At 66.2% G+C, this 26,996-nt stretch carries 21 protein-coding genes and 1 pseudogene; 11 read left to right on the forward strand and 11 right to left on the reverse strand.

The genetic code is table 11. The features are described from left to right. The first annotated feature begins 43 nt into the window (after positions 1–43). Complete coding sequence (locus ACFTWF_RS22245; RefSeq protein WP_378463343.1) at positions 44–979, forward strand: LysR substrate-binding domain-containing protein; 936 nt, start codon at positions 44–46, stop codon at positions 977–979. Between the two features lie 10 nt (positions 980–989). Here the strand turns inward: ACFTWF_RS22245 and ACFTWF_RS22250 are convergent, their stop codons facing one another. Together ACFTWF_RS22250 and ACFTWF_RS22255 are read right to left on the reverse strand one after the other, a co-directional pair. Then, the gene (locus ACFTWF_RS22250; protein WP_378463344.1) at positions 990–2,141 is read right to left on the reverse strand and encodes an acyl-CoA dehydrogenase family protein; all 1,152 of its coding nucleotides are present in this window, start codon (positions 2,139–2,141) and stop codon (positions 990–992) included. A gap of 261 nt (positions 2,142–2,402) precedes the next feature. Further along, positions 2,403–3,122, reverse strand: coding sequence for a TetR/AcrR family transcriptional regulator (locus tag ACFTWF_RS22255; RefSeq protein WP_378463345.1), 720 nt, complete (start codon positions 3,120–3,122; stop codon positions 2,403–2,405). A 425-nt stretch (positions 3,123–3,547) separates the two neighbouring features. Between ACFTWF_RS22255 and ACFTWF_RS22260 the strand changes: the two genes are divergently transcribed. The 5 genes from ACFTWF_RS22260 to ACFTWF_RS22280 all read left to right on the forward strand — a co-directional run bounded on the left by ACFTWF_RS22260 (position 3,548) and on the right by ACFTWF_RS22280 (position 6,319). Further along, the gene (locus tag ACFTWF_RS22260; RefSeq protein ID WP_378463346.1) at positions 3,548–3,700 is read left to right on the forward strand and encodes a hypothetical protein; all 153 of its coding nucleotides are present in this window, start codon (positions 3,548–3,550) and stop codon (positions 3,698–3,700) included. A gap of 21 nt (positions 3,701–3,721) precedes the next feature. After that, the gene (locus ACFTWF_RS22265) at positions 3,722–3,922 is read left to right on the forward strand and encodes a hypothetical protein (protein ID WP_378463347.1); all 201 of its coding nucleotides are present in this window, start codon (positions 3,722–3,724) and stop codon (positions 3,920–3,922) included. Positions 3,923–3,947: 25 nt separating this feature from the next. Next, positions 3,948–4,511, forward strand: a complete 564-nt coding sequence (locus ACFTWF_RS22270) for a hypothetical protein (protein ID WP_378463348.1) — start codon at positions 3,948–3,950, stop codon at positions 4,509–4,511. 357 nt (positions 4,512–4,868) lie between these two features. Further along, on the forward strand, positions 4,869–5,579 hold the full coding sequence (locus tag ACFTWF_RS22275) for a SigB/SigF/SigG family RNA polymerase sigma factor (protein ID WP_378463376.1): 711 nt from the start codon (positions 4,869–4,871) through the stop codon (positions 5,577–5,579). 395 nt (positions 5,580–5,974) lie between these two features. Next, on the forward strand, positions 5,975–6,319 hold the full coding sequence (locus ACFTWF_RS22280; protein WP_378463377.1) for a WhiB family transcriptional regulator: 345 nt from the start codon (positions 5,975–5,977) through the stop codon (positions 6,317–6,319). A 33-nt stretch (positions 6,320–6,352) separates the two neighbouring features. Here ACFTWF_RS22280 and ACFTWF_RS22285 read toward each other — a convergent pair whose 3' ends face one another. Continuing rightward, the gene (locus tag ACFTWF_RS22285; protein ID WP_378463349.1) at positions 6,353–7,825 is read right to left on the reverse strand and encodes an APC family permease; all 1,473 of its coding nucleotides are present in this window, start codon (positions 7,823–7,825) and stop codon (positions 6,353–6,355) included. A 464-nt stretch (positions 7,826–8,289) separates the two neighbouring features. Here ACFTWF_RS22285 and ACFTWF_RS22290 point away from each other — a divergent pair, with 464 nt between their 5' ends. Further along, positions 8,290–8,634: a cupin domain-containing protein gene (locus ACFTWF_RS22290; RefSeq protein ID WP_378463350.1), complete on the forward strand. Its 345-nt coding sequence runs from the start codon at positions 8,290–8,292 to the stop codon at positions 8,632–8,634. Between the two features lie 112 nt (positions 8,635–8,746). Further along, the gene (locus ACFTWF_RS22295; RefSeq protein WP_378463351.1) at positions 8,747–10,234 is read left to right on the forward strand and encodes a GntR family transcriptional regulator; all 1,488 of its coding nucleotides are present in this window, start codon (positions 8,747–8,749) and stop codon (positions 10,232–10,234) included. A 42-nt stretch (positions 10,235–10,276) separates the two neighbouring features. Here the strand turns inward: ACFTWF_RS22295 and ACFTWF_RS22300 are convergent, their stop codons facing one another. The 5 genes from ACFTWF_RS22300 to ACFTWF_RS22320 all read right to left on the reverse strand — a co-directional run bounded on the left by ACFTWF_RS22300 (position 10,277) and on the right by ACFTWF_RS22320 (position 15,487). After that, complete coding sequence (locus ACFTWF_RS22300) at positions 10,277–10,654, reverse strand: RidA family protein (protein ID WP_378463352.1); 378 nt, start codon at positions 10,652–10,654, stop codon at positions 10,277–10,279. 108 nt (positions 10,655–10,762) lie between these two features. After that, the gene (locus tag ACFTWF_RS22305) at positions 10,763–11,677 is read right to left on the reverse strand and encodes a dihydrodipicolinate synthase family protein (protein WP_378463353.1); all 915 of its coding nucleotides are present in this window, start codon (positions 11,675–11,677) and stop codon (positions 10,763–10,765) included. Further along, complete coding sequence (locus ACFTWF_RS22310) at positions 11,674–13,413, reverse strand: dihydroxy-acid dehydratase (RefSeq protein ID WP_378463354.1); 1,740 nt, start codon at positions 13,411–13,413, stop codon at positions 11,674–11,676. The genes ACFTWF_RS22305 and ACFTWF_RS22310 overlap by 4 nt, the downstream gene beginning before the upstream one ends. Before the next feature lie 26 nt (positions 13,414–13,439). Next, a complete protein-coding gene (locus ACFTWF_RS22315) occupies positions 13,440–13,871 on the reverse strand; it encodes a hypothetical protein (RefSeq protein WP_378463355.1) in 432 nt (143 codons plus the stop codon). Next, positions 13,868–15,487, reverse strand: coding sequence for a GMC family oxidoreductase (locus ACFTWF_RS22320; protein WP_378463356.1), 1,620 nt, complete (start codon positions 15,485–15,487; stop codon positions 13,868–13,870). Before ACFTWF_RS22320 ends, ACFTWF_RS22315 begins: the two co-directional genes overlap by 4 nt. A 244-nt stretch (positions 15,488–15,731) precedes the next feature. On the opposite strand from ACFTWF_RS22320, the gene ACFTWF_RS22325 reads away from it, so the two are divergent. The 3 genes and pseudogenes from ACFTWF_RS22325 to ACFTWF_RS22335 form a co-directional block, all read left to right on the forward strand. Continuing rightward, on the forward strand, positions 15,732–17,225 hold the full coding sequence (locus ACFTWF_RS22325; protein WP_378463357.1) for an aminobutyraldehyde dehydrogenase: 1,494 nt from the start codon (positions 15,732–15,734) through the stop codon (positions 17,223–17,225). Between the two features lie 7 nt (positions 17,226–17,232). Beyond that, positions 17,233–18,450: an MFS transporter gene (locus ACFTWF_RS22330; protein ID WP_378463358.1), complete on the forward strand. Its 1,218-nt coding sequence runs from the start codon at positions 17,233–17,235 to the stop codon at positions 18,448–18,450. Between the two features lie 225 nt (positions 18,451–18,675). Continuing rightward, a pseudogene (locus ACFTWF_RS22335) lies at positions 18,676–20,028 on the forward strand (amino acid permease); the annotation flags it as partial. Between the two features lie 7 nt (positions 20,029–20,035). Here the strand turns inward: ACFTWF_RS22335 and ACFTWF_RS22340 are convergent. The 3 genes from ACFTWF_RS22340 to ACFTWF_RS22350 all read right to left on the reverse strand — a co-directional run bounded on the left by ACFTWF_RS22340 (position 20,036) and on the right by ACFTWF_RS22350 (position 26,916). Then, positions 20,036–20,260, reverse strand: coding sequence for a hypothetical protein (locus ACFTWF_RS22340; RefSeq protein ID WP_378463359.1), 225 nt, complete (start codon positions 20,258–20,260; stop codon positions 20,036–20,038). Between the two features lie 24 nt (positions 20,261–20,284). Continuing rightward, positions 20,285–25,057 (reverse strand): NAD-glutamate dehydrogenase, encoded by a 4,773-nt coding sequence (locus ACFTWF_RS22345; protein WP_378463378.1) that lies wholly within the window; start codon positions 25,055–25,057, stop codon positions 20,285–20,287. A gap of 152 nt (positions 25,058–25,209) precedes the next feature. After that, positions 25,210–26,916, reverse strand: a complete 1,707-nt coding sequence (locus ACFTWF_RS22350) for a PucR family transcriptional regulator (protein ID WP_378463360.1) — start codon at positions 26,914–26,916, stop codon at positions 25,210–25,212. Positions 26,917–26,996: the final 80 nt, after the last annotated feature.

The raw sequence follows: 26,996 nt of genomic DNA on the forward strand, positions 1-26,996 counted from the left end.
CACTGATGACCCAAGCGGCGAGTATCGGGAAGGTAGGCCGTCGGTGGACGTCAAGCAGTTGACCGCACTGGTCGCCGTGGCGGATGCCGGGAGCGTGACCCGCGCCGCCGAACTCCTCCACCTGGTTCAGCCTGCGGTGACGCGCCAAATACACACGCTCGAACAGGAACTGGGCGTTCCACTGTTCGAGCGTAGCCGTGCGGGAATGGAATTGACCGAGTCCGGTCGGCTCATGCTCGAACGCGCTCGCAGAGTGTTGTCCGAACTCGAGCGTGCGCGGGCCGAGATTCGCCCCAATCCGGGAGTACTGCAAGGCATCGTGACTGTCGGACTACTTGCCTCCACGGCCGAACTTCTCGCCGAGCAACTCGTCACGACCGTGTTGCAGGAACACCCGGCGGTCCGATTGCGCATCGTCTCCGGCTACGCCGGGCACGTGCGGCAGTGGCTCGATGCCGGCGACATCGATCTGGGTCTGCTCTACAACGTGAAATCCGCGTCCACGCTCAATGTACGACCCCTCCTCGCCGAGAAGCTGTGGGCAGTGGCACCACCCGACAGCGGGCTGGACATCGGACGACCGGTCACTCTCAACGAAGTGGCCTCCCATCCGGTCGTGATGCCCAGTGCGCCCCACGGAATTCGGACACTCGTCGCAGCGGCCTGCACGAGACTCGACATCGGTCTGAACATCGTCGTCGAAACCAACGAGGTGGGCGTCCAGAAGAGACTCGTCCGAGCTGGTCACGGCTGGACGATTCTGCCGGGCATCGCCGTTGCAGATGATGTAGGCGCCGGCCTGCTCAGCGCAGCACCCTTGCATTCTCCGGCAGTCGAGCGCACCGTCGCGCTCGCCCTACCGAGCACCCCGAAGATTCCGCCCGCGGTACACGCGGTCGCCGATCTGCTCGTTCACCAGATGCGAGAAGCCGTCGACCGCGGCGATTGGCCGTCCGCGCACTGGATGCTCGACAAATAGCCGGCGCGAATCAAAGCCCGCCTCGCGACACCAGCTGCGAAACGATGACGTTCCGCTGGATCTCGTTGGTGCCCTCACCGACGATCATCAGCGGCGCATCCCGGAAATACCGCTCCACGTCGTACTCGGTCGAATAACCGTAACCACCGTGAATCCGAACAGCATCGAGGGCGATGTCCATCGCCACCTCCGACGCATACAGCTTCGCCATCCCCGCCTCCATGTCACACCGGTCGCCGCTGTCGTACTGCTCGGCCGCATGCCAGGTCAGCTGCCGGGCCGCCGTCAGCTTCGTCGCCATGTCCGCCAGATAGTTGCCGATCGACTGATGCTTCCAGATCGGCTGACCGAAACTCTCCCGCTGCTGCGCATAGGCGAGCGAATCCTCGAGCGCCGCCGTCGCCACACCCAACGCCCGGCACGCCACCTGAATCCGTCCGGTCTCCAGCCCCTTCATCATCTGACCGAAACCCTTCCCCGGCGCGCCGCCGAGGATCGCCGTCGCCGGGATCCGGTACCCATCGAACGACAGCTCACACGTCTCCACACCCTTGTAACCGAGCTTGGGCAGATCCCGCGACACCGTCAGACCGGGACCGTGCTCGACCAGCACAATGGAGATCCCCCGATGCTTCGGGGTCGCCTGCGGGTCGGTCTTGCACAGCAACGCGATCAACCCGGACCGGCGCGCGTTGGAAATCCACGTCTTCGCCCCGGAGATCACCAGATCGTCACCATCCGCCTTCGCGGTCGTCGACATGGCCTGCAGATCCGAACCGCCACCGGGCTCGGTCAACGCCATCGTCGCCCGGATCTCACCGGTCGCCATCCTCGGCAGGTACTGCCGCTTCTGCTCCTCCGTGCCGTACAGCGACAGCAACTTCGCCACGACCGTGTGCCCACCCATCGCCCCGGCCAGGCTCATCCACCCACGGGCCAGCTCCTGCGTCACCCGCGCATAGCAGGGCATCGACACCGGCGATCCGCCGTACTCCTCCGGGACCGCCAGACCGTAGATCCCGATCTGCTTCATCTGCTCGATCCACTTCTCCGGGTACTCGTTGGCGTGCTCGACCGCCTGCACCGTCGGCTTCACGTCACGATCGATGAACGCGCGCACCGTCTCGACCAGGTACGACTCTTCGTCGTTCAGCTTGCCCATGAATCCACCTCACACTTTCCGCAACATTTGTACGGCCATATTCCCGAATATGGCCGCTTCGGTCAAGCCTGCGTGTGAGGTCACCCCGCCATCGAGAGTCGCGGTCCAGGCCAGATCGCTACCAACCTTGCTGCTCGAGGGCACAGAATGAGAAAAGTGGCACCCGTGAACGCAACGCTCGTATTTACAGTCCCTTCACAAACCGAGCCGGGGGGATTGGCTCGATTCCCGTCGGCCTCTCACCGTACGGCGCCGATGCTGTCAGGGCAGATTCGTCGCCCGCGGCGTCGTGAAGCGGGACTGGAGGCCAATGAGGACGAGGTCGAGACCGTCGTCGAGAAGCGCCTCGCCGTCGTAGTGCGCCAACTCGGAAGCGAGACCGCGCAATTGGGGGAATCGCTTGCGCGGCAACCGGTGCAGACCGAGCCGGAGGACGTCTTCGGATTCCTCCGGGTCCTCGACCAGTTCCTGCAACTCGTCGAGGATGTGCCCTTGCAGGAATCCGAAGAAGAGCCGATAGGCGCGCAGCGCATCGCGCGGGGCGAATCCGGTGCGGACGAGGAGTTCGAGGAAATCTTCCAGCGGTCGCAGCGTCCCTACAGGCCGCAGGGCCAACGGAGTGGACAGCGGTCGGGTCACCAGCAGCGGGACCACGTGCGGGTGCGCGAGGGCGAGATTGCGGTAGTTGTGAGCCAGCCCCCGCAATTCGGTGGCCCAGTCCGAGGCGTCGGGATCGATGACGAGCTCGCTCAGGACCAGTTCCACGACGCCGTCGAGCAACGCCGCCTTGTTGCGGGCGTAGCGGTAGAGGGTCATCGCCTCACGGTCGAGCGCCTGCGCCAGCCTGCGCATCGACAGCGCCTCGACTCCCTCGGCATCGACGATGTCCAGGGCGGTGATCAGTACTCGTTCGGTGGTCAGGCGGGTGCGTCCCGTGGAACCCGTCTCCGTACCCGGCCCGGCCGTCTCAGCGCGCCCCATGTGGTCGCCCCTAACTCGATGTGCCTGCCGCTACCGGTCGAAACCAAACTTACACCCAAAGCTTGCACTGTAGGCACTGCTACGTATACTTACGGTGTATGGGTTCGCTCCAGCAGAGGGTCGCACTCACCACACGTCAGCTCGTTCGAGACGACGTCTGCGGTGATCCGATCCGGAATCGGGCGCCCAACCGAAGGAGTCATCCATGATCTCCACTGAACCTCGTTCTACCCGTCCCCTCTCCGTCGCGAAATCGCGCACGGCCGTCCTGGCCTGGGGCTGAAATCCGCACCCTCGCAGCCGAGGTCGCGCACGCGGCCCGTCCTCGGACATCCGAGTCCGTCGTACCCGCGCTCCGTCAGAACCTGGCACAGGGTAACGACCCGGCGGCGACGGCGCCGTTATGTCTGGTCGATGTGCCGGGCGTGCGAACCGTCCTCGACGTCACCGTGCTCGCCGCCCTCGTCATCGTCCTGACCGTGCTGGTGTCGTTGACGACTGCCGTCGCCGGTGCCGCCGTGGCGGCGGGAGCGGCAGTCGCCGTCCGACGCGTTCTGCCCTCCGGTATCGAAACTTGATGCTGAGAAAGGTCTTTCATCATGTGGCTTCTCCTCGCCCGCCGGTTCCGTCGGCTTGCGTTGGTCCTTCTCCTTCTCCCCCTCGTCGCGGCGGTGCTGTCGCGGCTCGGCAGCTACCTCGAGCATCGCGCCGGCGGGCCTACCCGCACGTCACAGGGCATGCTCGCACTCTCCCGGTTCGTCCGCCGTCGAAGCGCTCGGAACGACACCGACCAGTCCTGATCCTCATCCGAACCTCGGAGCACCCATGAACATCGTCACCGCGCTGCCCATCGTCGTGCTGCGCATCCAATACAGGATCGTCCGCATCCCCCTGACGCTGATCGACGACGAACTCCTGTCCCGCGTGGCCCCAGAGGGTCCGGCCCGACGGCTGTACCAGCGAAGTCTCGGCCTGCTCGACGGCGTCGTCGAAGCCCTCCTCGGCGAGGCCCGCCCGGCTCGGCCGGATGCGCCCGACGAGACGCACGACGTCACCGTCGAATATCGGAGCGAGGGCGCGGCCACGGAACGGGATACCCCCGTCCTGCGCCGTGATCACCGGGAAAATCCCGAGCTCAACGCGAAGGCCGCGAGAAGGCTCGACAGCGATCTCACCGCCGAACAGATCGCGCACATCCCCGCCACAGAGCGGCCGACACCGGATGCTCTGGCACGACTCGCGGACGCCGCAGCGGCGACTCCCGACACCGACATCACACCCGAATTGGCACACCGGGCGGAGGAACTCTCCCACACCGAAGCCACACCACCCAGCATTGCGCCGATTCCGGACGACCCCGGGTTCGTCCCGACCTCCGAGAACCGCTGACTCTCGACCGCCTCTCACCGAAGGAACCACCGATCTATGTCGACGTCCCGTCTTGTCCCGGCCACCCCAACCCGAACGGGTGGATCGATGAGCACCGAAGAGATCAAAGCCCATCTCGCTTCGATGTTCGCCGACGACGACACCGATGACCGAACCACCGAGCACATCGAATAGTGCCCAATGCCCGCCGAAGGGACCGAACGAATGAGTACGCTCACCGCCTCGCCACCCGACCGCACGTCCACCGAGACCGCCGTGACCGCCGTGACCGCCGAGACGTTGCGGTGGCGCGCGGGTCGGCCGAAAGCATCGCGGAACCGCGACAATTACGAGGACGTACTCGAACTGTTCTCCGCGATGGCAACGCTCCCCGACACCGACCGCGACCGTATCCGGTTGCGTGCGAACATCATCGAACGGTGCCTGCCGCTGGCAGCGCACATCGCACTCAAGTTCCGTAACCGCGGCGAAGCCGGTGAGGACCTCGAGCAGGTAGCCCGACTCGCGCTCGTCAAGGCTGTCGACCGTTTCGACATTCAGCAGGGCACGATGTTCGTCGCTTTCGCGGTGCTCACCATCACCGGCGAGATCCGTCGCCACTTCCGCGACACCGGCTGGACGCTGCACGTTCCCCGCCGACTGCAGGAACGCCACCTCGCACTCACCGCCACCACCACCGAACTGAGCACCTCTCTCGGACGCGCACCGACGGCCCGCGAACTTGCGGACGCATTGTCGCTGACCGTCGAGGAGGTGGCGGAGGGATTGCGGGTCGCCGACGCGTATCAGACGCTGTCGACCGACTTCCCCATCGGCGATGGCACCGACTCCACACTGGTCTCGGACACCGTCGGTGCCGTCGACCCTGCACTCGACCGGGTCGACGTACAGATGTCGCTGCGACCGATCATCGCGAAGTTGCCGGACCTCGACCGCACCGTATTACTGCTGCGCTTCTACGAGAACCTCACCCAAACCCAGATCGCCGCCCGCATCGGTGTCTCCCAGATGCAGATCTCGCGGATCCTCGCCCGCACCCTCGCGACCCTGCGCACCCAACTGGCCTGACCGACGGAGGTCCGTCCGGACGGCACGCCCCGACGTGTGATGCCGCTTACTCCTCGTCGAATCCATTGAGTCTTCAATCAGAGTCTCGATACGATCGACATCGCACCTCGCCACCTCATGTCCCCCTCGGCGACGGTGTGGAGGCACCCATGACCGGTGCCTTTGTCACCGATGTCGAGCCCAGGCATCAGCGCACCGACCCGGCGGCCTCCCGCCGCGGCCTCGTTGTGTACCGGCCGCGGAAATCTCGAAGTGCCCCCGCCCGTCGCTGATCGTGCCTGCATGCCTCCACGGCACCCAGCGAAGTGCGATATGTCGAGGGGTCATGTCGCACAACAACTCCGAAATCGCGGCCGGTGCGCTTCGCATTCACTGCTCTCGCCGGAAAGACGATGATGAACACGTTTGCATCCCGACCGACCGCACCGACCCAGGTCTCCGCATCGGACTGGCAAGACCGCGGATCCTGCCGCGGCACCGACACCGACATGTTCTTCTCCCCCGAGGGTGAACGCGGACACGCCCGCGCCCGACGTGAACGCGCCGCCAAACAAATCTGTCAGGACTGCCCGGTGCTCACCGAATGCCGCACCCACGCCGTCACCGCCGCCGAACCCTATGGAATTTGGGGCGGGTTGTCCGAAACCGACCGTAACCGTCACAGGCGACGTACCGGACGCGCTTTCCGCCAACCCCGCGACCAAGTGGCAACCCCTCGAGCCCACACCGTTGAAAACTGATCGCGGGCGTCGGCCCAGGACGGGCTGCAGGTGTCAGTCGACTTGCCGTCCGATGCGTCGATACACATCCGGTCGCTGCTTCTTGAACCAGTACCCGAGGGTGATACCGACTGTGATGATGACGATCAGGGCTACCGCGCACACGGTTCCGATGATCGAACTGCCGAGCATCAGGTCGAGATTTGTCAGGGCGAAGTAGAGAACCGCGCCGAGACCGACGAAGGCGAGAACCGGTGCCAGCCATGTGCGCCATACGTTCTCGCGATGGCCGGGATTCTTCCTGAAGAAGAGGATCACGGCAGCGCAGGTGCCCAGGAGCAGTGGCAGCATGCAGATTGTGCCGAAGCCTCCGGCGGCGCCGTAGATGAGGACGGCGTCCCTCGTCGACGCGATGGTCGTGAGGTAGACGGCGAGGCAGACACCGATACTGGTCAGGGTTGCGACGTACGGGGATCCGAGCTTCGGGTGAACGCGTCCCAGCGCCGCCGGGAGAACGCGGTCGTGGCCGAGGGTGTACATGTATCGCACGGACGCGCCCTGAACGGAGTTCGCCGCCGCGAGTTGGCTGGTGACCAGCAGGACGGACACCAGGGTCGGGACGAACCCACCCATGTACGTTTCGACGGTGCCGAAAAACGAGTCGACGGGTGCGGTACGGGCGTCCTCGACGACCTGGGACGGACCGACCGCGATGATGTAGGCCCAAGCGGCCAGGGCGAAGAAGAGCGTCGTGAAGGTGATGGCGCCGTAGGCGGCGCGGGGCACGGTCGTCTCCGGATTGCGAGCCTCTTCGCGGAAGACTGCCATCGACTCGAGACCGATCATCGTGGTCAATGCGAACAGCACGGCCAGGCCCGGACTTCCGGATAGGAACTCCGACGGCGCAAAAGATTGCGGTGAGTATCCTTCCGGGCCGCCCTTGATCATCACGAGCGCCTGATAGGCCGCGACGATGATGATCTCGAGTACGACGCCGACGGCCACCGCTTTTGCGGACAGGTCGACGCGGAGCAGGTTGAGCAGCGTGACGATCGCGAAGCCGACGAGTCCCCACACCTGCCACGGCAGCAGCGTCGTACCGATCAGTTGCTGGGCGAGATTCTGGCTGATCAGGCCGAAGTAGACGTAGCCGGCGACAGCCAACGACAGGTACGCGAAGGTGGCGAGCAACGAGCCTGCCAGGGCTGCCGGTTTTCCGATGCCTTCGGCGACGTAACAGTAGAACGCGCCCGGACTCTTCATGTGGCGGCTCATGGTCAGTGTGCCGACCTGGAATAGCAGGAAGAGACCGCCCGCTGCGAGGAAGGCAACCGGCGCACCGATGCCGTTGCCGAAGGCGATGACGGGTTGCAGCCACCCGGCCAGCACTGCGAGCGGCGCGTTGAACGCGACGAAGATGAAGCCGAGGGTGACGGCGTTCAGCGTGCGAGGTAGGCGATCGGGCTGGTCCGACCCGGTGGCCGGCACGGGATCGGCTCCCTTCGCGGCGGTGGATATTTCATTCATCTGTCGACACACTCCAGAGTGGATGGCAGTGGTGGGAGGCGGGGTGTCCCGCGTTTGCGAGGGTTGGTCATCGGTTGCTGCGAACTGTCGCCGCGACCATGCGCGAGGCGCGCTGGGCCTCGGTGAGTAGGGCGGTGACGCCGGTGGCGTGGCCTCCGGGTTGCCTCCTCGAGTGTGATCTGCGACTCGTCCTGCGGATGACGCTAGGCCCCTTCCGACTCCGCGTCAACAACTGGATCAAACTTTATTATTTAAATCTCGAATTTTATGATCGTGGGCGCACAATCCGCGGCGCCAACTCGGACGAGCACGCCCGCCACTCACGTGTCCACAGGTAGCGGCCGCGGTCAGCGACTTCGACGGGGGTTGACGCACCGATTCGTCGCTCATACGCTGTTGTAAATATTTAAATTTGACTCCGTTGGGTTCGCCCCGACGAGTCGACTCATCCGAGGAGAGCGCTCTTGTCCGAGAACGTCACAGTCCCCCGCTTCAACGTGCACACCACCGACTGGACTCCGCTGCCCGAACTGGGCGGGCACGAGGCGATCCTCTACAAGTCGGAAGACGGACGCCGGCTGGCGGGCAGCTTCCGCGAGTCGGGCAGGCACACCATGAAGATGCCCTTCGACGAGTTCATCTACGTGGTCGCGGGGAGCACGAGGATCACGGTGGAGGGAGAGGACCCCTTCGACCTCGGCGTCGGCGATTGCTGCTACCTGAAGGAAGGCATGGAGGTGACATTTGAGCATTCGGAAGACTTCCACGACGTCACTGTCTTGATCTCGGATCAACCCATCGAGTACTGAGGATCGGACTTCGCGCTCTGTCGTCGTGTTCGTTGTGTCGAGTGGACAGAGGTGGCCGATCTTCATGCATGCAACCATGTTTCTCGACGCCCAATCGACTCAGGGGGATTAAGTGCCATTCGCCGTTGCGGACATGCTTTTCGGCAACATGCCGTCATCGGACCTGTCCGATACGGTTGTACGGAGAATTCGTGCGGCCATCGGACTCGGCCTGCTCAAGGACGGGCAGAAACTTCCGAAGGAAGCGGAACTGGCGAAGCGCTTCGGGATCTCGTCCTCCACGTTGCGAGAAGCACTCGGCGTGCTGCGCACCGAAGACCTGATCGAGACCCGCGCCGGCAAATACGGCGGCAGTTTCGTCAAGCATCCGAAGGAAATCGCCTCGCTCGCACGCGACGAGCTCACCCGCATGTCGTTCACCGAGCTGCGCGATCTGGGAGACTGGCGTCAGATGCTGGTGACACAATCGGCCGGCTTCGCTGCACGCCGAGCGTCGGCAGCCGACGTCGCCCGGCTCGCCGGCTACGCCGATCAGGTCGCCGCAGCGCACACCGCCGAGCAGGCCCGCCGGGCGCACGGACGATTTCATCTCGTACTCGCGGCCGCCGGGCAGTCGATGCGCCTGAACAAGGCCGAATTCGTCATGCACGAAGAGCTCGACTGGCTGTTCGGCCTCGTACTCGACACCGACGAGAAACGACAGCTCAATGCCGACGAGCTACGCGCGATCGTCGAAGAGGTGCGCGCACAGAACGCCGAACGGGCAAGCGCATCCGCGGCGCGGCACTCGATCAACCTCGTCGAGGAACTGGCACGTCTGCGCCTGGACATCATTGCCGCCCGGCAGTCGGCCAGCCCAGCCGAATCCGGGGCGAAGGATGCACAATCCCTGGCCACGGAGATCGGTCACTTCACGGAAGGGCTCGTCGACCAACTCCGCACATTGGCGACGACCGCCGCGCCCATCCTCGGCGAGGGCACGGACGAACGAAAGATCCGCGCTCGGATCTCGTTGTCGATCATGGTGTTGTTCGAAGACGTGCCGTCCTACATCCAGGGACTCGGAATCAACGCGGACGTCGGTGTCGTGCCCGAGCACCCGTACTGGATCAACTGGTGGCGGCCCTCCGGACAGGAGTTGGTGGAAGACACCTCGCACGTGATGGACCCCAACGACGAGAACTTCTACGACTACGAGGCGCGGGAATACATGGCGCATCCCCGCGAGCACCTGGAGGAGTGGGCCGCCGGACCCTATGTGGACTACGGCGGGGTGAACGATTACGCGATCACCATCTCCGCACCGATCGTCTATCACGATCGGTTCCTGGGAGTCGCGGCGGTGGACGTCCTCGTTGCCGATCTCGAACACCGGTTTTCGTCGTGGCTCGCCGCGATCCAGGAAACCTGCGTGCTTCTCAACGCCGAGAATCGCGTCGTGATCTCCAATTCGGCGGGCTACAACGTCGGCGACGTGGTGAAGACGGCGCCGAGCGATCGGGTGGTACCGCTCAACTGCCTCGGCTGGTCCGTGATGACCAACCACTCCCGGACGAATGCCGCGGCGCCGCTCTCCAATCCGGTGCCGGAGATTGCCTGACACGGAGGCAGTCCCGCGTTCCTCACAAGGCGCCCCCGGGTGTCAGCCCTCCACGGGTGTGGAGGGCGATTCGCGATATGCGGTCACGTCCAGTTCGACCCGGAACGGCGGATACAGCCCGACCTGGAAAGTCGTGCGGGCGGGTGGCTGCGTGCGGAAAACCTCGGACCACACCTGGTTGTAATCCGGGAAGAAGCTGAGATCGGCAAGGTAGCAGGTGACCTTGACGATGTCGGACATGGTTGCGCCCGCGGCCGCCAAGTGCGTGCGCACATTGGCGAAGGCGGCGTGCATCTCGTCCTGTATGCCGCCGGTGACCGGTTGCCAGTCCGCATCGACGCCGACCTGGCCGGACAGGACGATCCAGGGTCCCGCTGTGACGAAAGGCGGTGCGGGCAGCGGTGTCGTCGAGTTCTTCATTCGTGTCCTTCGTACCGGGGGTGAGTGAGGCGGGCACTGCTCGGCGCCGCGGAGCACACCCCGGCCTCACTCGTGTGGCGCGGTGAGGCCGGGGCAGCGTAGCGGCACCTAAGGAGCTGCGGTGACCGCTCCGAACACGGCCCGCAGCGCGGTGAGCCGCTCGGCAAGCTCGCCGACTTCCTTCTCGGACGGCATCAGATACGGTGCGCGCACGTCACCCACCGCGAGACCCTCGAGGCCACATCCGGCTTTGCACAGCGCCACGTAGTTGGGCGACTGCTCCATGAAGCGGAGGAAGGAACGCAGTTCGCGCCACAACTGCTGAGTCCGTTCGTCGTTCGGTGCGGTGCGGAGCCGGTCGATCATCTGAACGACCACGTCGGGGATGAAGCTCGCGGCCCCGAAGACGGCTCCGTTCGCGCCGCCGGCGATCGCATAGGGCAGGAAGGAATCCGACCCGACGAAGACGTCGAGGCCGCCGGACGACGGCAGCAGCAGGTCGCCGAGCAAGGTCGTATCGCCCGAGCTGTCCTTGATGGCGCTGACGTTCGGCAGTACCGCGAGCTGTCGTACCTGCTCGATGGTGAGGATGCCGGCCGGGGGCGTGTTGTAGATCATGATCGGCAGATCCACACCGGCGGTGACGTGTTCGTAGAACCGGAAGCGCTCGGCCCAATTGATCGGTTCCCCGAACGGGGAGGCGACCAACAGTCCGAAGGCCCCGATCTGCTGGGCGTGCCGGCTCAGCGCGATGGTGTCGCGGGTGGCCAGGGCTCCGGTCTGGACGACCACCGGTACCCGGCCGGCGACCAGTCGGATCGTTTCCTCCGCGAGGGCGCGTCGCTCGTCCAGCGACAGGGCCCCGAATTCGCCGGTGCCGCCGCCGATCACGAGTCCGGACACCCCGGCGCCGACGTGACGTTCGATCAGCTGCCCGAGCGCGGGAACGTCGAGTTCGTCGTCGTGCAGCGGGGTGACGAGTGCGGGCAACAGGCCCGTCGGCCACGAGGTGGATGCGCTCACTGGGTGATCTCCTCATCGAGCTGGTGGATGGTCTGACGGGCGCGACAGAGAAAGTCGAAATCGCATCCGGTGTCGGTCTGAGTAACGGTCTGCGCATACAGACGGGCGAACCCGCGCTCGGGCACCTTCGGGGCCGGGGCGCTCGACGCGGCGCGGCGGGCGTCGAGATCCGCGTCGGAGACCTCGACGTCGACCCGCCGACGGGGGACGTCGAGGTTGATGATGTCCCCGGTGCGGACGAGCCCCAACGGGCCGCCCACCGCGGATTCGGGGGCGACGTGCAGGACAGCGGTCGCCTTGACGGTGCCGCCCATCCGGTTGTCGGAGATCCGCACCATGTCGGTGACTCCCTGCCGGAGCAGCTTGCCCGGGACCGGGATGCGGCCGTACTCGGGCATGCCGACCGCGCCTCGCGGGCCCTGGCCGCGCAGGACGATGACGTCGTCGGCACGGATGTCGAAATCGGGGTGGTACAGCTTCTCCTGCAGTTCTTCGTTGCTCTCGAACACCACCGCGCGGCCGCGGTGCACCAGGAGTTCGGGGGTGGCGACGCCGGTGCGGACGATGGCCCCGTCGGGGGCGATGTTCCCGCGAACCACCGCGAATCCGCGCGGCGCGGCCACCGGATTGTCCAGTGTTCCGATGACGCGGGAGTCGGTGATCTCCGCATCCCTGATCGCTTCGCCCAGCTTGTCACCGGTGACGGTGAGGACGTCGCGGTGAATGAGGGGGCCGAGCGCGTCGAGCAGGGCGGGCACGCCGCCTGCGTTGAAGAAGTCGTTCATGTAGAACTCGCCGGAGGGCTTCAGGTTCAGCAGTACCGGCGTGTCGGCGGAGATTTCGTCGAACCGCTCGAGGCGCAGATCGACGTCGAGGCGGCCCGCGATTGCGAGCAGGTGAATCACCGCATTGCTGGAGCCGTCGACGGTCGCGAGTGCCCGGATGGCATTGTCGAAGGCGTCGGCGGTCATGATCTGCGAAGGGCGGACGTCGTCGGCCACCAACCGCATGATGTGCTCGCCGACGTCGCGGCACATCGCCAGCCGTCGCGAATCCACGGCGGGAATCGCGGAACTGCCGGCCGGCGCCATGCCGAGGGCTTCGGCGATGGTGGTCATCGTCGCGGCGGTGCCCATGGTGCTGCAGTGACCGGGGGTCCGTTCGAGGGACGACTCGAGGCAGTTGAGGGCGCATTCGTCGATCTCGCCGCGATCGAGCGCATCGAACGCCTTGTGCATGTCCGACCCGGATCCGACATCGCGGCCGCGCCAGAAGCCGCTGAACGAGGGACCACCGGGCAGGATGATGGCGGGCAGATCCAGGGAGCCCGCGGCCATCAGCATCGCGGGGATCGTCTCGTCGCACGCCCCGAGGAGCACCAGTCCGTCCATCGCGTAGGTGGTGGCCGTCTGCTCGATCTCCATGGCCAGCAGATTGCGGTGCATGAAGGACACCCCGATCGGCCGGGCGGTGTCGGCGCCCATGGTCATCGTGTTGAAGACGCGGGGCAGCCCGCCCGCCTGCAGGATCGCCTCCTTCACCGCGGTGATCATGCCGTCGAAATGAGTGTGGCAGCGGTTGTAATCGCTGGTGTTGTTGCAGATTCCGATGATGGGTTTGGCGTAGTCCTGCTCACGCAGACCCTGCGATTTGAGTGCCGCGCGTTGCAGGAACCCGTTGATCCCCGTCATCTCTGTCCAGTTCACGCTGCGCAACCGGTGCGTGTCGTCCGTCATGATGTGTCCTTCGAAAATGTGGTGTGTCAGTGCGCGCGGGGGTCACGAAATAGCTTCTCGCGTTCCATGACGGGATCGAGGATCCCGGTGCCGAATTCCTCCGCGAACTCGTCGGCCTTCGCGGGGTGGCGGCGGTTGACCGGGTACGACAGACCGGCCAGCACTTGCGGCGCCATGTAATACGCGGCACTGACGAGCACGGCACAGAGATGAAATTCCTCCGGGCTCTCGCTCGCGTGCTTCTCGACGCTGTCCCAGCGAATGTCGGACGGCAGCGATTCGATGGCGCGCTGAATCGACTTGTCCTCGTATCCACATGCCCTCACCGCGGTGCGGAGCAGTCCCTCGAAAGAGGGCAGACTGCGCACGCTCGGCATGCTCTCGGTGCCGGGTATCAGAACCTCGGCCAGCCGGGTGCACCGTTCGACGTCGTCTGCGTGCAGTTCCAGCGTGCTCACGCCGGCACCTCCTGCGCCTGGGCGGTGTCGGCGATGTGCTCGGCGGTCCGCAATGCCAGCGCCGCGATCGTGGCGGTCGGATTCATCGCGCCACTGGTGACCATGACACTACCGTCGACGATGAACAGATTGGGCACGTCGTGACTGCGTCCGAACCCGTCGACCACCGAGGTGGCCGGGTCGTTACCCATCCGAGCGGTACCGAGGATGTGACCCGGCGCCTCCCGCCAGAGGTCGCGCGTGAAGATGTGCGCCGCCCCGGCCGCTTCGTGCATCTCCCGCTGCCGGGCCAGGGAGAAGTCGAGGTTCTTCTGCGTGTTCTCGCTGATGCGGTAATCGATCTTGGGTGCGGGCAGTCCGTCGCTGTCGGTGAGCACCGAATCGAGAGTGACCCGGTTCCGTTCCTCGGGCAGATCCTCGATGTTGCCGGCCCAGTTGAGGGCATGCCCGGCGAACTTGTCGAGGTTATGGACGGCGTCACCCCAGCGCTGGTCGAAGGGCTGGTCGTCGAACATCTCCAGGATGTGCTGGACACCCGGCAGGGGCATCAGGTTGGCCTTCGATCCTCGGTAGAACCCCCGTGCGAGGTCGGTCTCGTAGAACTCGAGCGAGTAGAGCAGCTGACCGGCGGGACCCTTCCACGACTCGACGTCCTCGTCGTACAGTCCGATGGCGGCGTTGTTCGGATGCAGCATCAGGTTCTTGCCCACCAATCCGGACGAGTTGGCGAGGCCGTCGGGGTGCCGATCCGACGCCGACAGCAACAGCAGGCGTGAGGTGCCGATACCGTTGGCGGCCATCACGACCGCGTTGGTGCGCTGGCGATGTTCGCGTCCCTCCCGGTCGATCCAGACCACCGCGTTGGCCCGGCCCTCGGAATCGACCGCGACCTGGTGAACGCGGGCGCCGGTGACCAGTTTCGCGCCGGCGTCGATGGCGTGAGGCCAGTAGCCGATGTCGAACGACGCCTTCGCGCCTGCGGGACATCCGGTCTCGCACACGCCCCACCGCACACACTGCACCAGATGCTTGTGATTGAAGGTGGGGATGGCATTGGTGCCGGGCCACCAGTGCCAGCCGAGTTTGTTCATCCCGCGCGCGGCGACGACGCCGCCCTTGCCCATCGGGTGCGGGGGCATGTCGAAGTCCTGATCCGGGAAGGCGGGATCCCCGCCGAGCCCGGCGACGCCGAGGAACTTGTCGACCCGGTTGTAGTACGGCTCGAGGTCCCAGTAGTCGATCGGCCAGTCGTCACAGATTCCGTCGAGCGTCTTGACGCGAAAGTCGGACGGTAGCAGGCGCATCCACATGGCGCCGTACAGCAAGCTCGATCCGCCCACCCCGGCGAACATGATGGGGACGACGTCGGTGTCGTCGAGATTCATCGGGTAGTCGGCCGGCCTGCCCCGTGTGTTCGGATTCCAGCTCCACTGCTTCTGCAGCAACAGCTCGAACTCGGGCTTGTTTCCCGGGTAGTCCGCGGGACTGACCCAATCGCCCTGCTCGAGGCATACCACCTTGAAACCGCGTCGGGCGAGTGTGTGGGCGGTGACCGCGCCCGACGGACCGCCACCGACGATGACGACATCGGCGACGTCGTCGCTCAGAGAATTCACGTACTTACCTCCTCGTGTGGATTCGACGGTAGGCCACCTCCAACTGCCTAGTCAATACAGAATTCACTCTTATTATTTATATCGTCATTTTTGTGTGCCGTCATAGGCTATTGCTTTCACCTGGCTCTATCCGGCAGGATGAGACCAGGCACCGTGCGTGCATCTCACTATATGGACACTCTTCAGGAGCGTCAGCTTCGCCGCACGGGCACCCGACCAGACCTCAGAGTCAAGGAAGTGAACGATGAGCAATCCCACCGACAGCGCCAAACTCCTCCTCCGAACGCGCGAAGACCTCGAGCGGCGGACACTCGGCCACGTGATCAACGGTCGTGTCGAGCCCCTCGGTGAATCGAGCACCCTCGACGTGGTCGACCCGGCCACCGAGGAGGTCATCGCCGCCATCCCGAGCGGTACCGCCTCCGACGTCGACCGTGCGGTCGCCGCCGCCCGCGCTGCGCTGCCGGCGTGGCGGGCCACGCCCTACGGTGACCGGGCCAAGGTACTGACCGCGATCGCGGACGTCGTAGACGCGAACGTCGAGCGTCTCGCCGCCTTGGAATCGCTCAATGCCGGCAAACCTCTCGCCGTCTCTCGGGACGAAATCCCGGGTGTGGCAGAAGCATTCCGGTTCCTCGCCGGGGCTGCACGCGCACTGCAGTCGCCCGCGTCCGAGGAATACACCAAGGGGTACCTGTCGCTGATCCGCCGCGAACCGGTGGGTGTGGTCGGTGCGGTCACCCCGTGGAACTATCCGTTGCTGACCGCGTCCTGGAAGATCGCGCCCGCTCTCGCCATGGGAAACACGATGGTGCTCAAGCCGTCGGAACTCACCCCGTTGACCACGCTGTTGTTCATGGACCTGATCTCCGACATCGTTCCCGCGGGCGTGCTCAACATCGTCCTGGGCACCGGCAGCGAGGTCGGCTCAGCCCTGTCCCAGCACTCGGACATCGATCTGATCTCGTTGACCGGCAGCGTCGCGAGCGGCAAGGCCGTGATCTCCCAGTCTGCGGACACCCTCAAACCGACCCACCTGGAGCTGGGTGGAAAGGCACCGGTGGTCGTCTTCGACGACGCCGATCTCACCAAGGTCACCGACGGAGTGCGGATGGCCGGATTCTGGAATTCCGGACAGGAATGCGGCGCGGCCACCCGCATCCTCTGTGCCGAATCCATCCGGGACGAACTCGTCGAGCGCCTGGTCACCGCCGTGTCGACGATCCGCGTGGGGTCCGCGGGCGACGGCGAGGAGGTGGAGATGGGTCCCCTGGTCAGCGGCAGGCAACGCGACGCTGTCGCCGGCATGATCGACCGTGCCCGGCGGGACGGTGCCACCATTGCCCTCGGCGGTCACACCCCCGACGGGCCGGGGTACTTCTATCCGCCGACGATCGTCACCGAAGTCCCGGACGGCAGTGAGATCGCCACGGAGGAGATCTTCGGCCCCGTCGTGACCGTCCAGACCTTCGCCGACGAGGCCGACGCCATCAGCCGCTCCAACGACGCGGCGTACGGGCTCGCCGCCTCCGTGTGGACCGAGAACGTCGGTCGCGCACTGCGTGTTTCCAGCGCCCTGGACTTCGGGACGGTATGGGTGAACGGCCACCTGGTCCTGGCCAACGAAATGCCCTGGGGCGGATTCGGAGCCTCCGGACACGGACGTGAAATGTCGATCTTCGCCCTCGAGGACTTCTCCCGCACCAAACACGTCATGATCTCGACGGGTCAGCAGTAGCGAACCCGTGGATACCGTTACGTATCAGCGACGCCGTGCGCTCTTCCTGCTCTACTGTCTGCCCGGCGTCGTGTTGGCGTCCTGGGTCACCCGTACTCCCGCGATTCGCGATCGTCTCGGCGCCTCCACCGCCGAGATGGGCGTCGTCTTGGTGGGCATGTCGATCGGATCGATGACCGGAATCTTCTGTTCCGGCATGCTGGTACGCCGATGGGGAACTCGCTCGGTCACCTTGATGGGCACGATCACGATGATCGCCGGCGTCGCGACGATCGGAGCCGCGGCCGCCATCGGCACGTCCTCAGTCGTGTTCGCCGGTCTCGCGCTCTTCGGTCTGGGCATGGGAGCGAACGAAATTGCACTCAACATCGATGGCGCGGAGATAGAACGCATCCTCGGCAGACCGGTGCTGCCGACACTGCACGGCTGCTTCAGTCTCGGAGCGGCGATCGGAGCCGTCATCGGCATCATCCTCGGCGTGCTGAACTACTCCGTCACCGTGCACCTGCTCGTCGTTGCACTCGTCTGCGCACCGGCCGTCGTGGCCGTGCGTGCCCTTCCCCTCGGCTATGGCATCTCCCGGCATCGACGTGCGCGACGTCGGGGCCGGACCCCCACCGAGGTGAATCCGCTGCGCGAGGGCCGCATCATCGTGCTCTGCCTGACAGTGCTGGCGATGGCACTCGCCGAGGGTGCCGCCACCGACTGGCTGCCGCTGTTGATGGTGGACGGACACGGCGTCGGCCCGGTTGCCGGCTCGGTGGTCTACGCCGTGTTCGCAGCGTCGATGGCAGCGGGACGCTTCTCGGGACCGATCGTCCTGACACGATTCGACCGCTCAACCGTCGTTCGGATCAGCGCACTTCTGGGTGCAAGCGGCCTCGCCGTCGTCATCTTCTCCCCCGGCGCGGCACCCGCCGGTATCGCCGTCGTACTGTGGGGGCTCGGCACCGCCCTCGGATTTCCGCTGGCGATCTCCGCGGCCGGTGACGGCCCCGGGGATCGGTCCGTGGCCGTGAGCGCGGTGGCCACCGCCGGAACCTCCGCACTTCTCATCGGTCCACCCTTGCTGGGTTTTCTCGGTGAGCACTTCACGCTCCGCGGCGCCATGATCGTCGTTCTCGCGCTCCTGGTACTCGCCGCCGCCGGCGCATCCGCGATGAGACCACCACCGACCTCCCGCTCTCATGGGGAACGCCGGCGGATCGAAACCGAGTGCATCTGAGCGATACGTTCGATCGGCCAAGTAATTGCGAGGATTTTCGTTCGATCCGCCGATCACACAGGTGGGGTGATCGTCTTTAGTTGCAGAGAGCTTCGTATGAGGCACGTCACGTGCCTCCTGAAATCGAGGTCTTGCGGAGAACGACGAAAGGGAACCCCCCATGTCCATCGCCGAATTACGCGACCAACTCTCGCGACACGCTACTTCGATCCGGACCGGTCGCTCATGAGCAGCGCACCGGAGCTGAAGAAAGTGCTCAGCCAGCGACAGCTGACGATGATCGCCATCGGCGGTGTGATCGGTGCCGGCCTGTTCGTCGGATCCGGCGTCGTCATCTCCGACACCGGCCCCGCGGCCTTCATTACCTACGCCGCCAGCGGCATCTTGATCATCATGGTCATGCGCATGCTGGCCGAGATGGCCGTGGCGAATCCGTCGACCGGTTCGTTCGCGGATTATGCGCGCACCGCGCTCGGCAACTGGGCCGGCTTCTCCGTCGGCTGGCTGTACTGGTACTTCTGGGTGATCGTCGTCGGATTCGAAGCGATCGCGGGCGCCCAGATCATCCAGTACTGGATCGACGTCCCGCTGTGGTTGTGCGCCCTGGTGCTGATGGTCCTGATGACCGCGACCAACCTGTTCTCCGTCTCGTCCTTCGGCGAGTTCGAATACTGGTTCGCGGGCGTGAAGGTGTGCGCGATCTGTCTGTTCATCGGGCTCGGCTCGCTCTATGTGTTCGGCGTCTGGCCGAACAAGACGATGGATTTCTCCAACCTGTGGTCCCACGGCGGGTTCCTGCCGCACGGTCCCGCCGCGATCACCGTCGGCGTGGTGACGGTGATCTTCTCGATGGTCGGCGCGGAGGTCGCGACGATCGCGGCCGCGGAGTCGGAGAATCCGGAGAAGGCAGTCGCCAAGGCCGCGAACTCGGTGATCCTGCGCATCGCCGTCTTCTTCGTCGGCGCGGTATTCCTGCTGGTCACGATCCTCCCCTGGAATGACAACGGCCTGGCGGCCTCCCCCTTCGTCGCCGCGATGACCGAGATGGGCATTCCGTACGCCGACAACATCATGAACGCCGTCGTGTTGACGGCCGTGCTGAGCTGTCTCAACTCGGGGATGTACACCTCCTCGCGCATGCTGTTCGTCCTGGCCGCACGCCGCGAGGCACCGCCTCAACTCACCCGAATCACCCGGCGCGGCGTGCCGGCCACCGCGATCCTGGTGTCCTCGGTCGTCGGGTTCCTCTGCGTCATCGCCGCCGCGGTCTCCCCGGATACCGTGTTCACGTTCCTGCTGAACTCGAGCGGCGCGATCATCCTGTTCGTCTACCTCCTGATCGCGGTCTCGCACATCGTGCTTCGTTTCCGCACCCCGGACTCCGAGTTGCGCGTGAAGATGTGGTTGTTCCCGGTGTTGTCGCTGCTGACCACCGCGGCGATCCTCGGCGTGCTGCTGCAGATGTACCTCGTAGACAGCGCCCGGTCGCAACTGGTGCTGAGCCTGCTGTCCTGGGCTGTGGTCGTGGTGTTGTTCTTCGCCAACAAGTGGTTCCTGCGTCGTCGCCCTGCCGTCGAATCGACTCTCACAGCGGCGAAAGTCTGACGGGCACTTCTGCTCCCGAATCGGACGGACACTCCCGCCCGCCGCAGGCCACCAGCACCGTCCACCCCGCTCTCGTGTAGGAGCGGGCGACGGTGCGGTCGGCGTCGAGAACATGCAATGTGCCGTCCGCTCGGAGATCGACGACGTAGCCCGGGTCGTACTCGTCGATCCGGGTATCCGATTGGATGGCGAACCCTCTTGCCATGATGTGCCCTCCGTGGTCAGTTGGTTAATTGTTCGGTTGGCCGGTGCCGGCGCGGCCGACCATGGTCCGCACCTGCCGGGCCGCGACGGACAGCGTCGCCAGGTCGGCCGGGTGGGCGGCGAAGATCTCGGTGAGGATCGAGCGGGCGCGGGCCAGCCGGGAGGTGTTGGTGGCCTCCCAGTCCGCGATCTTCTCGGCGGCGGTTTCGGCGGATGCCGAGCCGGAGAGCACGTCGAGGCACAGCAGTCGCATCGAGCCGTACACGTCGTCGCGGAGGGCGAGCCGGGCCAGGCCGTTCCAGCGGTCGGTGTCGTCGAGGCCGGAGATCGCGGTCAGCAGGTGATCGAGACCGAGGTGCGCGTTGAGGGTGTAATACAGCTCGGCGACTTCGTCGAGTTCCCGGTTTTCGAGGTCGGCGATGTCGATGATGTCCATGGCGCAGAATCCGTGCAGCAGGCTGAGCACTGCGGTGGCGTGGTGTTCGTCGGCGCCGCGGGCGACCAGTTGCTCGGTCCGGGTCCGCACGACCACCGCGTCCGGACCCTGCAACCAGCCCGAAACCTTCGGCAGCAGGCACTCGAAAGCCCTACCGTATCGGGTGATTTCGGCGCCGATGGCGAGCGGCTGCGGCCGGTGGTTGAGCAACCACCGCGACAGCCGGTCGAGCAGCCGCCGCACCTCGGACATCATGGCATCGGAGACCGCGGTGTTCGGTGCGCCCGTGCGGATCCCGCGAATCAAAGCAGGAAGATCGGCGATCGCACTCGCAGCGGCAAAGGCGCGGACGGCGTCGACAGTGGAGGCGCCGGTGTCCTCGCAGAGCCGGAACACGTAGGTGATGCCGCCGGTGTCGACCACCTCGTTGGTGATCACGGTCGCGATGATCTCGCGGCGCAGCCGGTGGGTGCGGATCGCGTCCGGATAGTCCTCCCGTAACCGGGCGGGGAAATAGCCGAGCAGGCGGTCGGTGAAGGCGTCCCCGTCGACGAGGTCGCCGGCCAGCAGATCCGCCTTCAACGCGAGTTTGACGTGCGCCGTCAGGGTCGCCAATTCCGGGGAGGTCAGCCCGTGCCCCTGCTTGCCGCGCCGTTCCAGCTCGTCCTCGCCGGGCAAAGCTTCGAGGGTGCGGTCGAGACCGCGCTGCGCCTCGAGCGCCCGGATCTGACGGGCGTGCACCCGCAGCTTGCCGGCCGCGGTCACGCGACCGGTGCCGAGGAGAGCGTTCTGGTCGACGTTGTCGGCCAGGACGAGACGCTCGACGTCGTCGGTCATCTCCTGCAGCAGCCGGTTCCGGGTATTCGGGTCGATACGTCCGGTGGCGACGAGTCCGTCGAGGAGGATCTTGATGTTGACCTCGTGGTCGGAGCAGTCGACGCCGGCCGAGTTGTCGAGGGCGTCGGTGTTGATCCGGCCGCCGTCGAGCGCGAACTCGATACGCCCGAGGGCGGTGACGCCAAGGTTGCCGCCCTCGCCGATCACCGTGGCGCGCACCTGCCCGGCGTCGACGCGGACCCCGTCGTTGGCCTTGTCCCCGACCTCGAGATGCGTTTCGCGGGCGGCCTTGACGTAGGTGCCGATCCCACCGTTCCACATCAGGTCCACCGGGGCCCGCAGGATGGCCCGGATCAGGTCCTGCGGGGACAGCCGGGTCACGGTCGAGTCCAGGCCCAGCGCCTCGCGCATCTCCGCGGACACGGGAACCGATTTCGCGGTGCGGTCGAACACCCCTCCCCCGGCACTGATCCGGGCGGTGTCGTAGTCGGTCCAGGACGAGCGGGGCAGCTCGAACAGCCGGGCCCGCTCCCGGTACGAGGTGACCGGATCCGGGTTCGGATCGACGAAGATGTGCCGGTGGTCGAACGCGGCAACGAGCCGGATGTGCTCGCTGAGGAGCATGCCGTTGCCGAAGACGTCGCCGCTCATGTCCCCGACTCCGGCGACGGTGAAGTCCTGGTTCTGGGTGTCGATGCCCATTTCCCGGAAGTGCCGCTTGACGCTCTCCCACGCACCCTTGGCGGTGATGCCCATGGCCTTGTGGTCGTAGCCCACCGACCCGCCGGAGGCGAAGGCGTCACCGAGCCAGAACCCGTACTCGGCGGCGACGGCGTTGGCCTCGTCGGAGAACGTGGCGGTGCCCTTGTCAGCGGCGACCACCAGGTAGGGGTCGTCACCGTCGCGGCGCACCACCGCGGCCGGCGGCACGGTCGCGCCCGTCTCCGGATGGACGTTGTCGGTCACGTCGAGCAGCGCTCCGATGAACGCGCGGTAGCACTCGACGCCCGCCGCCCGGGACGCGTCCCGGTCGGCGACGGGATCTCCGGTGGGCGCCGGTGGCCGCGTGACGACGAAACCGCCCTTGGCCCCGACCGGGACGATCACCGCGTTCTTGACCGCCTGCGCCTTGACCAGGCCGAGGATTTCGGTGCGGAAGTCCTCCCGCCGGTCGGACCAGCGCAGCCCGCCGCGGGCGACGGCGCCGTAGCGCAGGTGCACCCCCTCGACGTGCGGGGAATAGACGAACACCTCGAATCGCGGGCGCGGCTGCGGGAGTTGGGACAGCGCACTGGGTTCGAGTTTGAGGGACAGCGCGGGCGAGCGCCGAACTCCGTCGCCGGTGCGGTAGTAGTTCGTGCGCACGGTGGCCCGCATCAGGTCGAGGTAGGCGCGCAGGATCCGGTCCGCCTCCAGGCTGACGACCTCCTCGATGGCTCCGCCGATCTGCTCGGCGATGGCGGTGCTGTCGCGGCTCGGATCACCGGTGGGGTCGAACAGGGCGGTGAACAGGTCGATCAGTGCCGCGCAGGTGCGGGGGTTGTCGGCGAGGACGGCGGCGATGCTCGTGGCGCTGTACGGGAACCCGATCTGCCGCAGGTACTTCGCGTAGGCACGCAGCAGCGCCGCCTCGGTCCAGGTCAGGCCGACCCGCGCGACGAGGGCGTTGAAGGAGTCGACTTCGGCTGCGCCGGACCAGGCGGCGACGAAGGTGTCGCAGAAGCGGCGGGCCAGCGTCCCCGGCTGCGCCGAGTGCAATTCGGCCGCGACGGTCGCGGTGACGTCCGCCGGCCCGGCGGGGCGGAGGGTGAACTCGTAGATCCAGGTCGACAACCCGTCGGGGCGGGTCACCGGGTAGGGGCGTTCGTCGAGTACCTCGACGCCGAGACTGTGGAGGATGGGCAGGATTTCGCTGAGCGAGACTCGTTCACCGGCGACATACAGGGTGAACCGCAGTTCGGTGTGTTCGCCGACCGGCCGGGTGTGGAGCGCGACGTCGACGGCACCCGCCGCGAGGGCTTGGAGGCGGACGATGTCGGCGGCCGCGCGGTCGGCGGTGAAGTCGTGTTTGTACGACGCGGGCAGTCGGTGCATGTAGCCCGCACCGACCGACGCGGGCACTGCGGTGACGTCGCGCAGGTGGTCGTGGAGCGCATCGTCCCAGCTGCGGCACACCGTTGCCAGCCGCGCCCGCACCTGTTCTTCGACGACGCTCCAGTCCGCGTGGTCGTCCAGCACCTGGTCGTCGCCGGCTCGGAGGCTGAAATGCACCAGGGCGAGCGGGTTCTCGGTGACCCGCACCGTGTGGTCGATGGCCGTGCCGGGGAATTGTTCGAGCAGCGTGCGCTGCATGCCGGTCCGCACCGCCGTGGTGTATCGGTCGCGGGGAAGATACACCAGCGCCGAGAGCGACCGATGGTCGCCGGCCGGACGCAGGAACAGCAGCAGGTCTTCGCGTTCGGTGGCGCCGAGGACCGACACCACCGTGCGGTGCAGGGTGTCGACGTCGAGGGCGAACAGCTCCGGCCGCGGGTGGTCCTGGATGATGTCGAGCAGTGTCTGCCCGGTGTGGGAGTCGAGCCGGTAACCCGCCTTTGTGATGACGTCGCGGACGCGGTGGGCGAGAACCGGTATGTCGAGGACGTTTTCGTGCAGCGCGGTGACGGTGAACACCCCGAGGAAGCGGTGTTCGCCGAGCGCCGCACCGGTTTCCCCGATGTCCGGGACCGTGATCAGATGCGGGTGCAGCCCGCCGGAACTCGGGGGAAACTCCGGGCCCTGGGCGACCGCGACCAGGGACTGGGTCGCGCGGTCCGGGTCGACCGTGAATCCGGTCGTCCGGAACACCCCGAGCTCGTCGGTGATGTCGGTGCCACGGCCCTGGTAGTGGTAGCCGAGGAAGGTGACGTTTCCGTCGCCGAACCAGCGGAGCAGGTCGACGCTGTCGGCGAGTTCCTCCCGATCCCATGGGGCCGGCACCGACGTCGCCGCTGCCAGTGTCGCGGCCACCTGTTCGACGCGTTCGCGCGTGGCGGGCAGGTCCGCGGCGATGTTCCGGAGTGCGGTCAGCGCCTGCGCGAGGTCGGCCCGTAGCTGCCCGGCCCGGGAATCCTCCATCGGGGCAGCCAGTTCGAACCGCATCCAGGACTCGGACGTCGACTCGATTCGGTCTGCGCCGACGTCGATGAGTGTGCCCGTCTCGTCGCGAATCGCGGGCACGACGGGATGGAGCAGGCGAGTGATCACTGCTCCGCCGGATTCGACGACGCCGCTGAGCGTATCGACCAGGAGAGGCATGTCGTCGGTGACGACGAGCACCGCCGGAAGGGGGCCGGCGGGATGGCAGTGCACGATGTCGGCGCCGGGGAGACGCCTCGTCGCGAGGTCCACATGCTCGCGCACCACGGTGTCCGCGGCGCCGTGATCGCCCGGGGACGTGTGCGGGAAGAACACCGTTCGGAGACTTTCGAGCGTCGCGGGAAGCGCCGCGGCCGACCTCTCACGTATACCGGAATGCGCCGACATGCTCACCGGGAGTTCACCGTTCCTTCGTCGAGGTCCACGCACGCGGCGCCGTTGCCACGAGCTGGTGCCAGTCAGTAAACCGACTGCGACCATCGAAGTATTGGGCTCGATGTGAGAAAAGGTGTTCCGGTTTTTGTTCTCTCGGCCAACTCTCAGGAGGGCGTGGAATTCGCTTCGCCGCGGCGCCGCAAGGCGAGCTGCAGTTCGAACAGCATTCGGTCGGAGGCGTCGTGCAAGTCGATACCGACGATCTCCTCGACGCGGCGAATCCGATAGCGCAGGGTGTTCGGATGTACTTGCAGCACAGCGGCAGCAGCTCGGACGTCGCCGTGTGCCGCGAGATAGGCTTCGGCGCTGTCCTGCAGGTTCGATGCGTGCTTGTCGTCGTAGTCGACGAGGGCGTCGAGCCGCGGGTCGTGCAGCTCCCGGTGCTCGGCGAGAAGGTCGAGGATCTCTCCGAACAGCACCGCGGTCCGCGATTCGGCGAGCGTGGTCACCCGGCCCTCGGGGAACGTGGCCGCGGTGCCGTCGAGAACGCGGTCGACCTCCACCCGCGCTCCGGCGACCTCCCCCAGATCGGGCACCGGGATCGCGATCGCGGCACGCAGCACGATCGACCGCTTGGCCTCGAACTGCTCGACGAGTTGCCGGGTCCAGGTGGTCACCGATTTCGCGCTCGTGTAGCGCGGGAGCAGCACGTAGGCGCGCTCGCCGATGATCGTCGCGACGGAGTCACGGCGAAAGGAACTTGCCTGCAGCCGCAACATGCTGCCCAGTCCCGTCAGCCCGCCGCCAGGGGTCTCGGTGGCACTGACAGCGAAACCCACGACCGCGGCAGGCCCGGTCGCCGGCAGGTTGAGGGCACTGACCACGGACGGGACGTCCACACCACCCCCGCGGGCCCCGAACAGCCGCTGGATCAGCAGGCCCTCCGTGGACGGCGCATTGAGACTGCGGGAGATGATCCGCGCGGCGATCGCGGACGCACCCCGCAGCACGTCTTCGGCGTCGTCGGCGAACGGTGTCACCCCCTGTTGCAGCCAGATCGACCCGAGCGTGCGCGCCGATGTCGTCGCGTCCTCGGAGGACTGCCGGATGCTGACCACCAGCCGGCGCTCGGTGCCGAGTTTGCGATGAGCAGGAACGTCGATCACCTCGTCGCTGCTGCGGAGGCGGTCGAACACTCCCCACCGCTGCAGTGCCCGCAGGTAGTCGCGTGGGCCTTCGCGGCCGAGGATGGACAGCGTCCGCAACTCGTCGGCGGCCTCGTCGGAGGCGGAGTAGGCGAGCACGTGCGATTGCGCGTCCTCGATCGACACCATGCCGCCGGCGTTCTGCGCGACGATCTGCGCCAGCCCGAACAGGTCGGTGTCGGTGGCGAGCAGATCCGGATCCCCCAGTCCCGTGCTGCGGCGAGAGCGGTCCAGCATGCGTTGCACCAGCGGGAACACGTGGTCCCATCGGGCCTTCGGGTGCACGGCCACCAATGCGACCCCGGCGCGCCGCGCCGCCGCCTGCAGCGCCGTCGACGTGGCCGCATTCTTGGACATCACCGCACGCGCCCGGTGGTCGGATGGGCGGAGTGCAACGTCGTCGAACCAGCGCACGGCCTCCGTCTTGCCGATCCCGACGTGCAGGTAGAGGTCCGGCAGCGGAGATTGCGAATCGGTCTCGGTGGCCAGGTCGGAACTGTCGACCAGTGCGACCGACGACAGGGCGATCTCGGTGCCTGCCGGCGCATCGATCAGTTCGACGACGGAGGTGTCGAGGGCGCTGAGAAGCTCACGCAGCGTGATGCTTCCGGCGGCGCGGCCGGACGGTTCGGTTGAACCCGTACGGGTTCCGCCATCAGTTTTCACGGGACGATCTCCACTTCGGGACCACATGAGTGGTTGGCTGATAGTACAACTTCGATCATAGAGATTTGTTCTACTGGCTC

Origin of the sequence: Rhodococcus sp. NPDC056960 (assembly GCF_042674125.1) — a bacterium.
Taxonomy (GTDB): domain Bacteria; phylum Actinomycetota; class Actinomycetes; order Mycobacteriales; family Mycobacteriaceae; genus Rhodococcus_F.

Bases quoted from the DNA above. Each gene is read 5' to 3' on its own strand.
- ACFTWF_RS22270 (WP_378463348.1), top strand. From the start codon at position 3,948: ATGAACATCGTCACCGCGCTGCCCATCGTCGTGCTGCGCATCCAATAC.
- ACFTWF_RS22280 (WP_378463377.1), top strand. From the start codon at position 5,975: ATGAACACGTTTGCATCCCGACCGACCGCACCGACCCAGGTCTCCGCA.
- ACFTWF_RS22255 (WP_378463345.1), bottom strand. From the start codon at position 3,122: ATGGGGCGCGCTGAGACGGCCGGGCCGGGTACGGAGACGGGTTCCACG.
- ACFTWF_RS22265 (WP_378463347.1), top strand. From the start codon at position 3,722: ATGTGGCTTCTCCTCGCCCGCCGGTTCCGTCGGCTTGCGTTGGTCCTT.
- ACFTWF_RS22310 (WP_378463354.1), bottom strand. From the start codon at position 13,413: ATGACGGACGACACGCACCGGTTGCGCAGCGTGAACTGGACAGAGATG.
- ACFTWF_RS22250 (WP_378463344.1), bottom strand. From the start codon at position 2,141: ATGGGCAAGCTGAACGACGAAGAGTCGTACCTGGTCGAGACGGTGCGC.
- ACFTWF_RS22285 (WP_378463349.1), bottom strand. From the start codon at position 7,825: ATGAATGAAATATCCACCGCCGCGAAGGGAGCCGATCCCGTGCCGGCC.
- ACFTWF_RS22275 (WP_378463376.1), top strand. From the start codon at position 4,869: ATGGCAACGCTCCCCGACACCGACCGCGACCGTATCCGGTTGCGTGCG.
- ACFTWF_RS22345 (WP_378463378.1), bottom strand. From the start codon at position 25,057: ATGTCGGCGCATTCCGGTATACGTGAGAGGTCGGCCGCGGCGCTTCCC.
- ACFTWF_RS22340 (WP_378463359.1), bottom strand. From the start codon at position 20,260: ATGGCAAGAGGGTTCGCCATCCAATCGGATACCCGGATCGACGAGTAC.
- ACFTWF_RS22300 (WP_378463352.1), bottom strand. From the start codon at position 10,654: ATGAAGAACTCGACGACACCGCTGCCCGCACCGCCTTTCGTCACAGCG.
- ACFTWF_RS22325 (WP_378463357.1), top strand. From the start codon at position 15,732: ATGAGCAATCCCACCGACAGCGCCAAACTCCTCCTCCGAACGCGCGAA.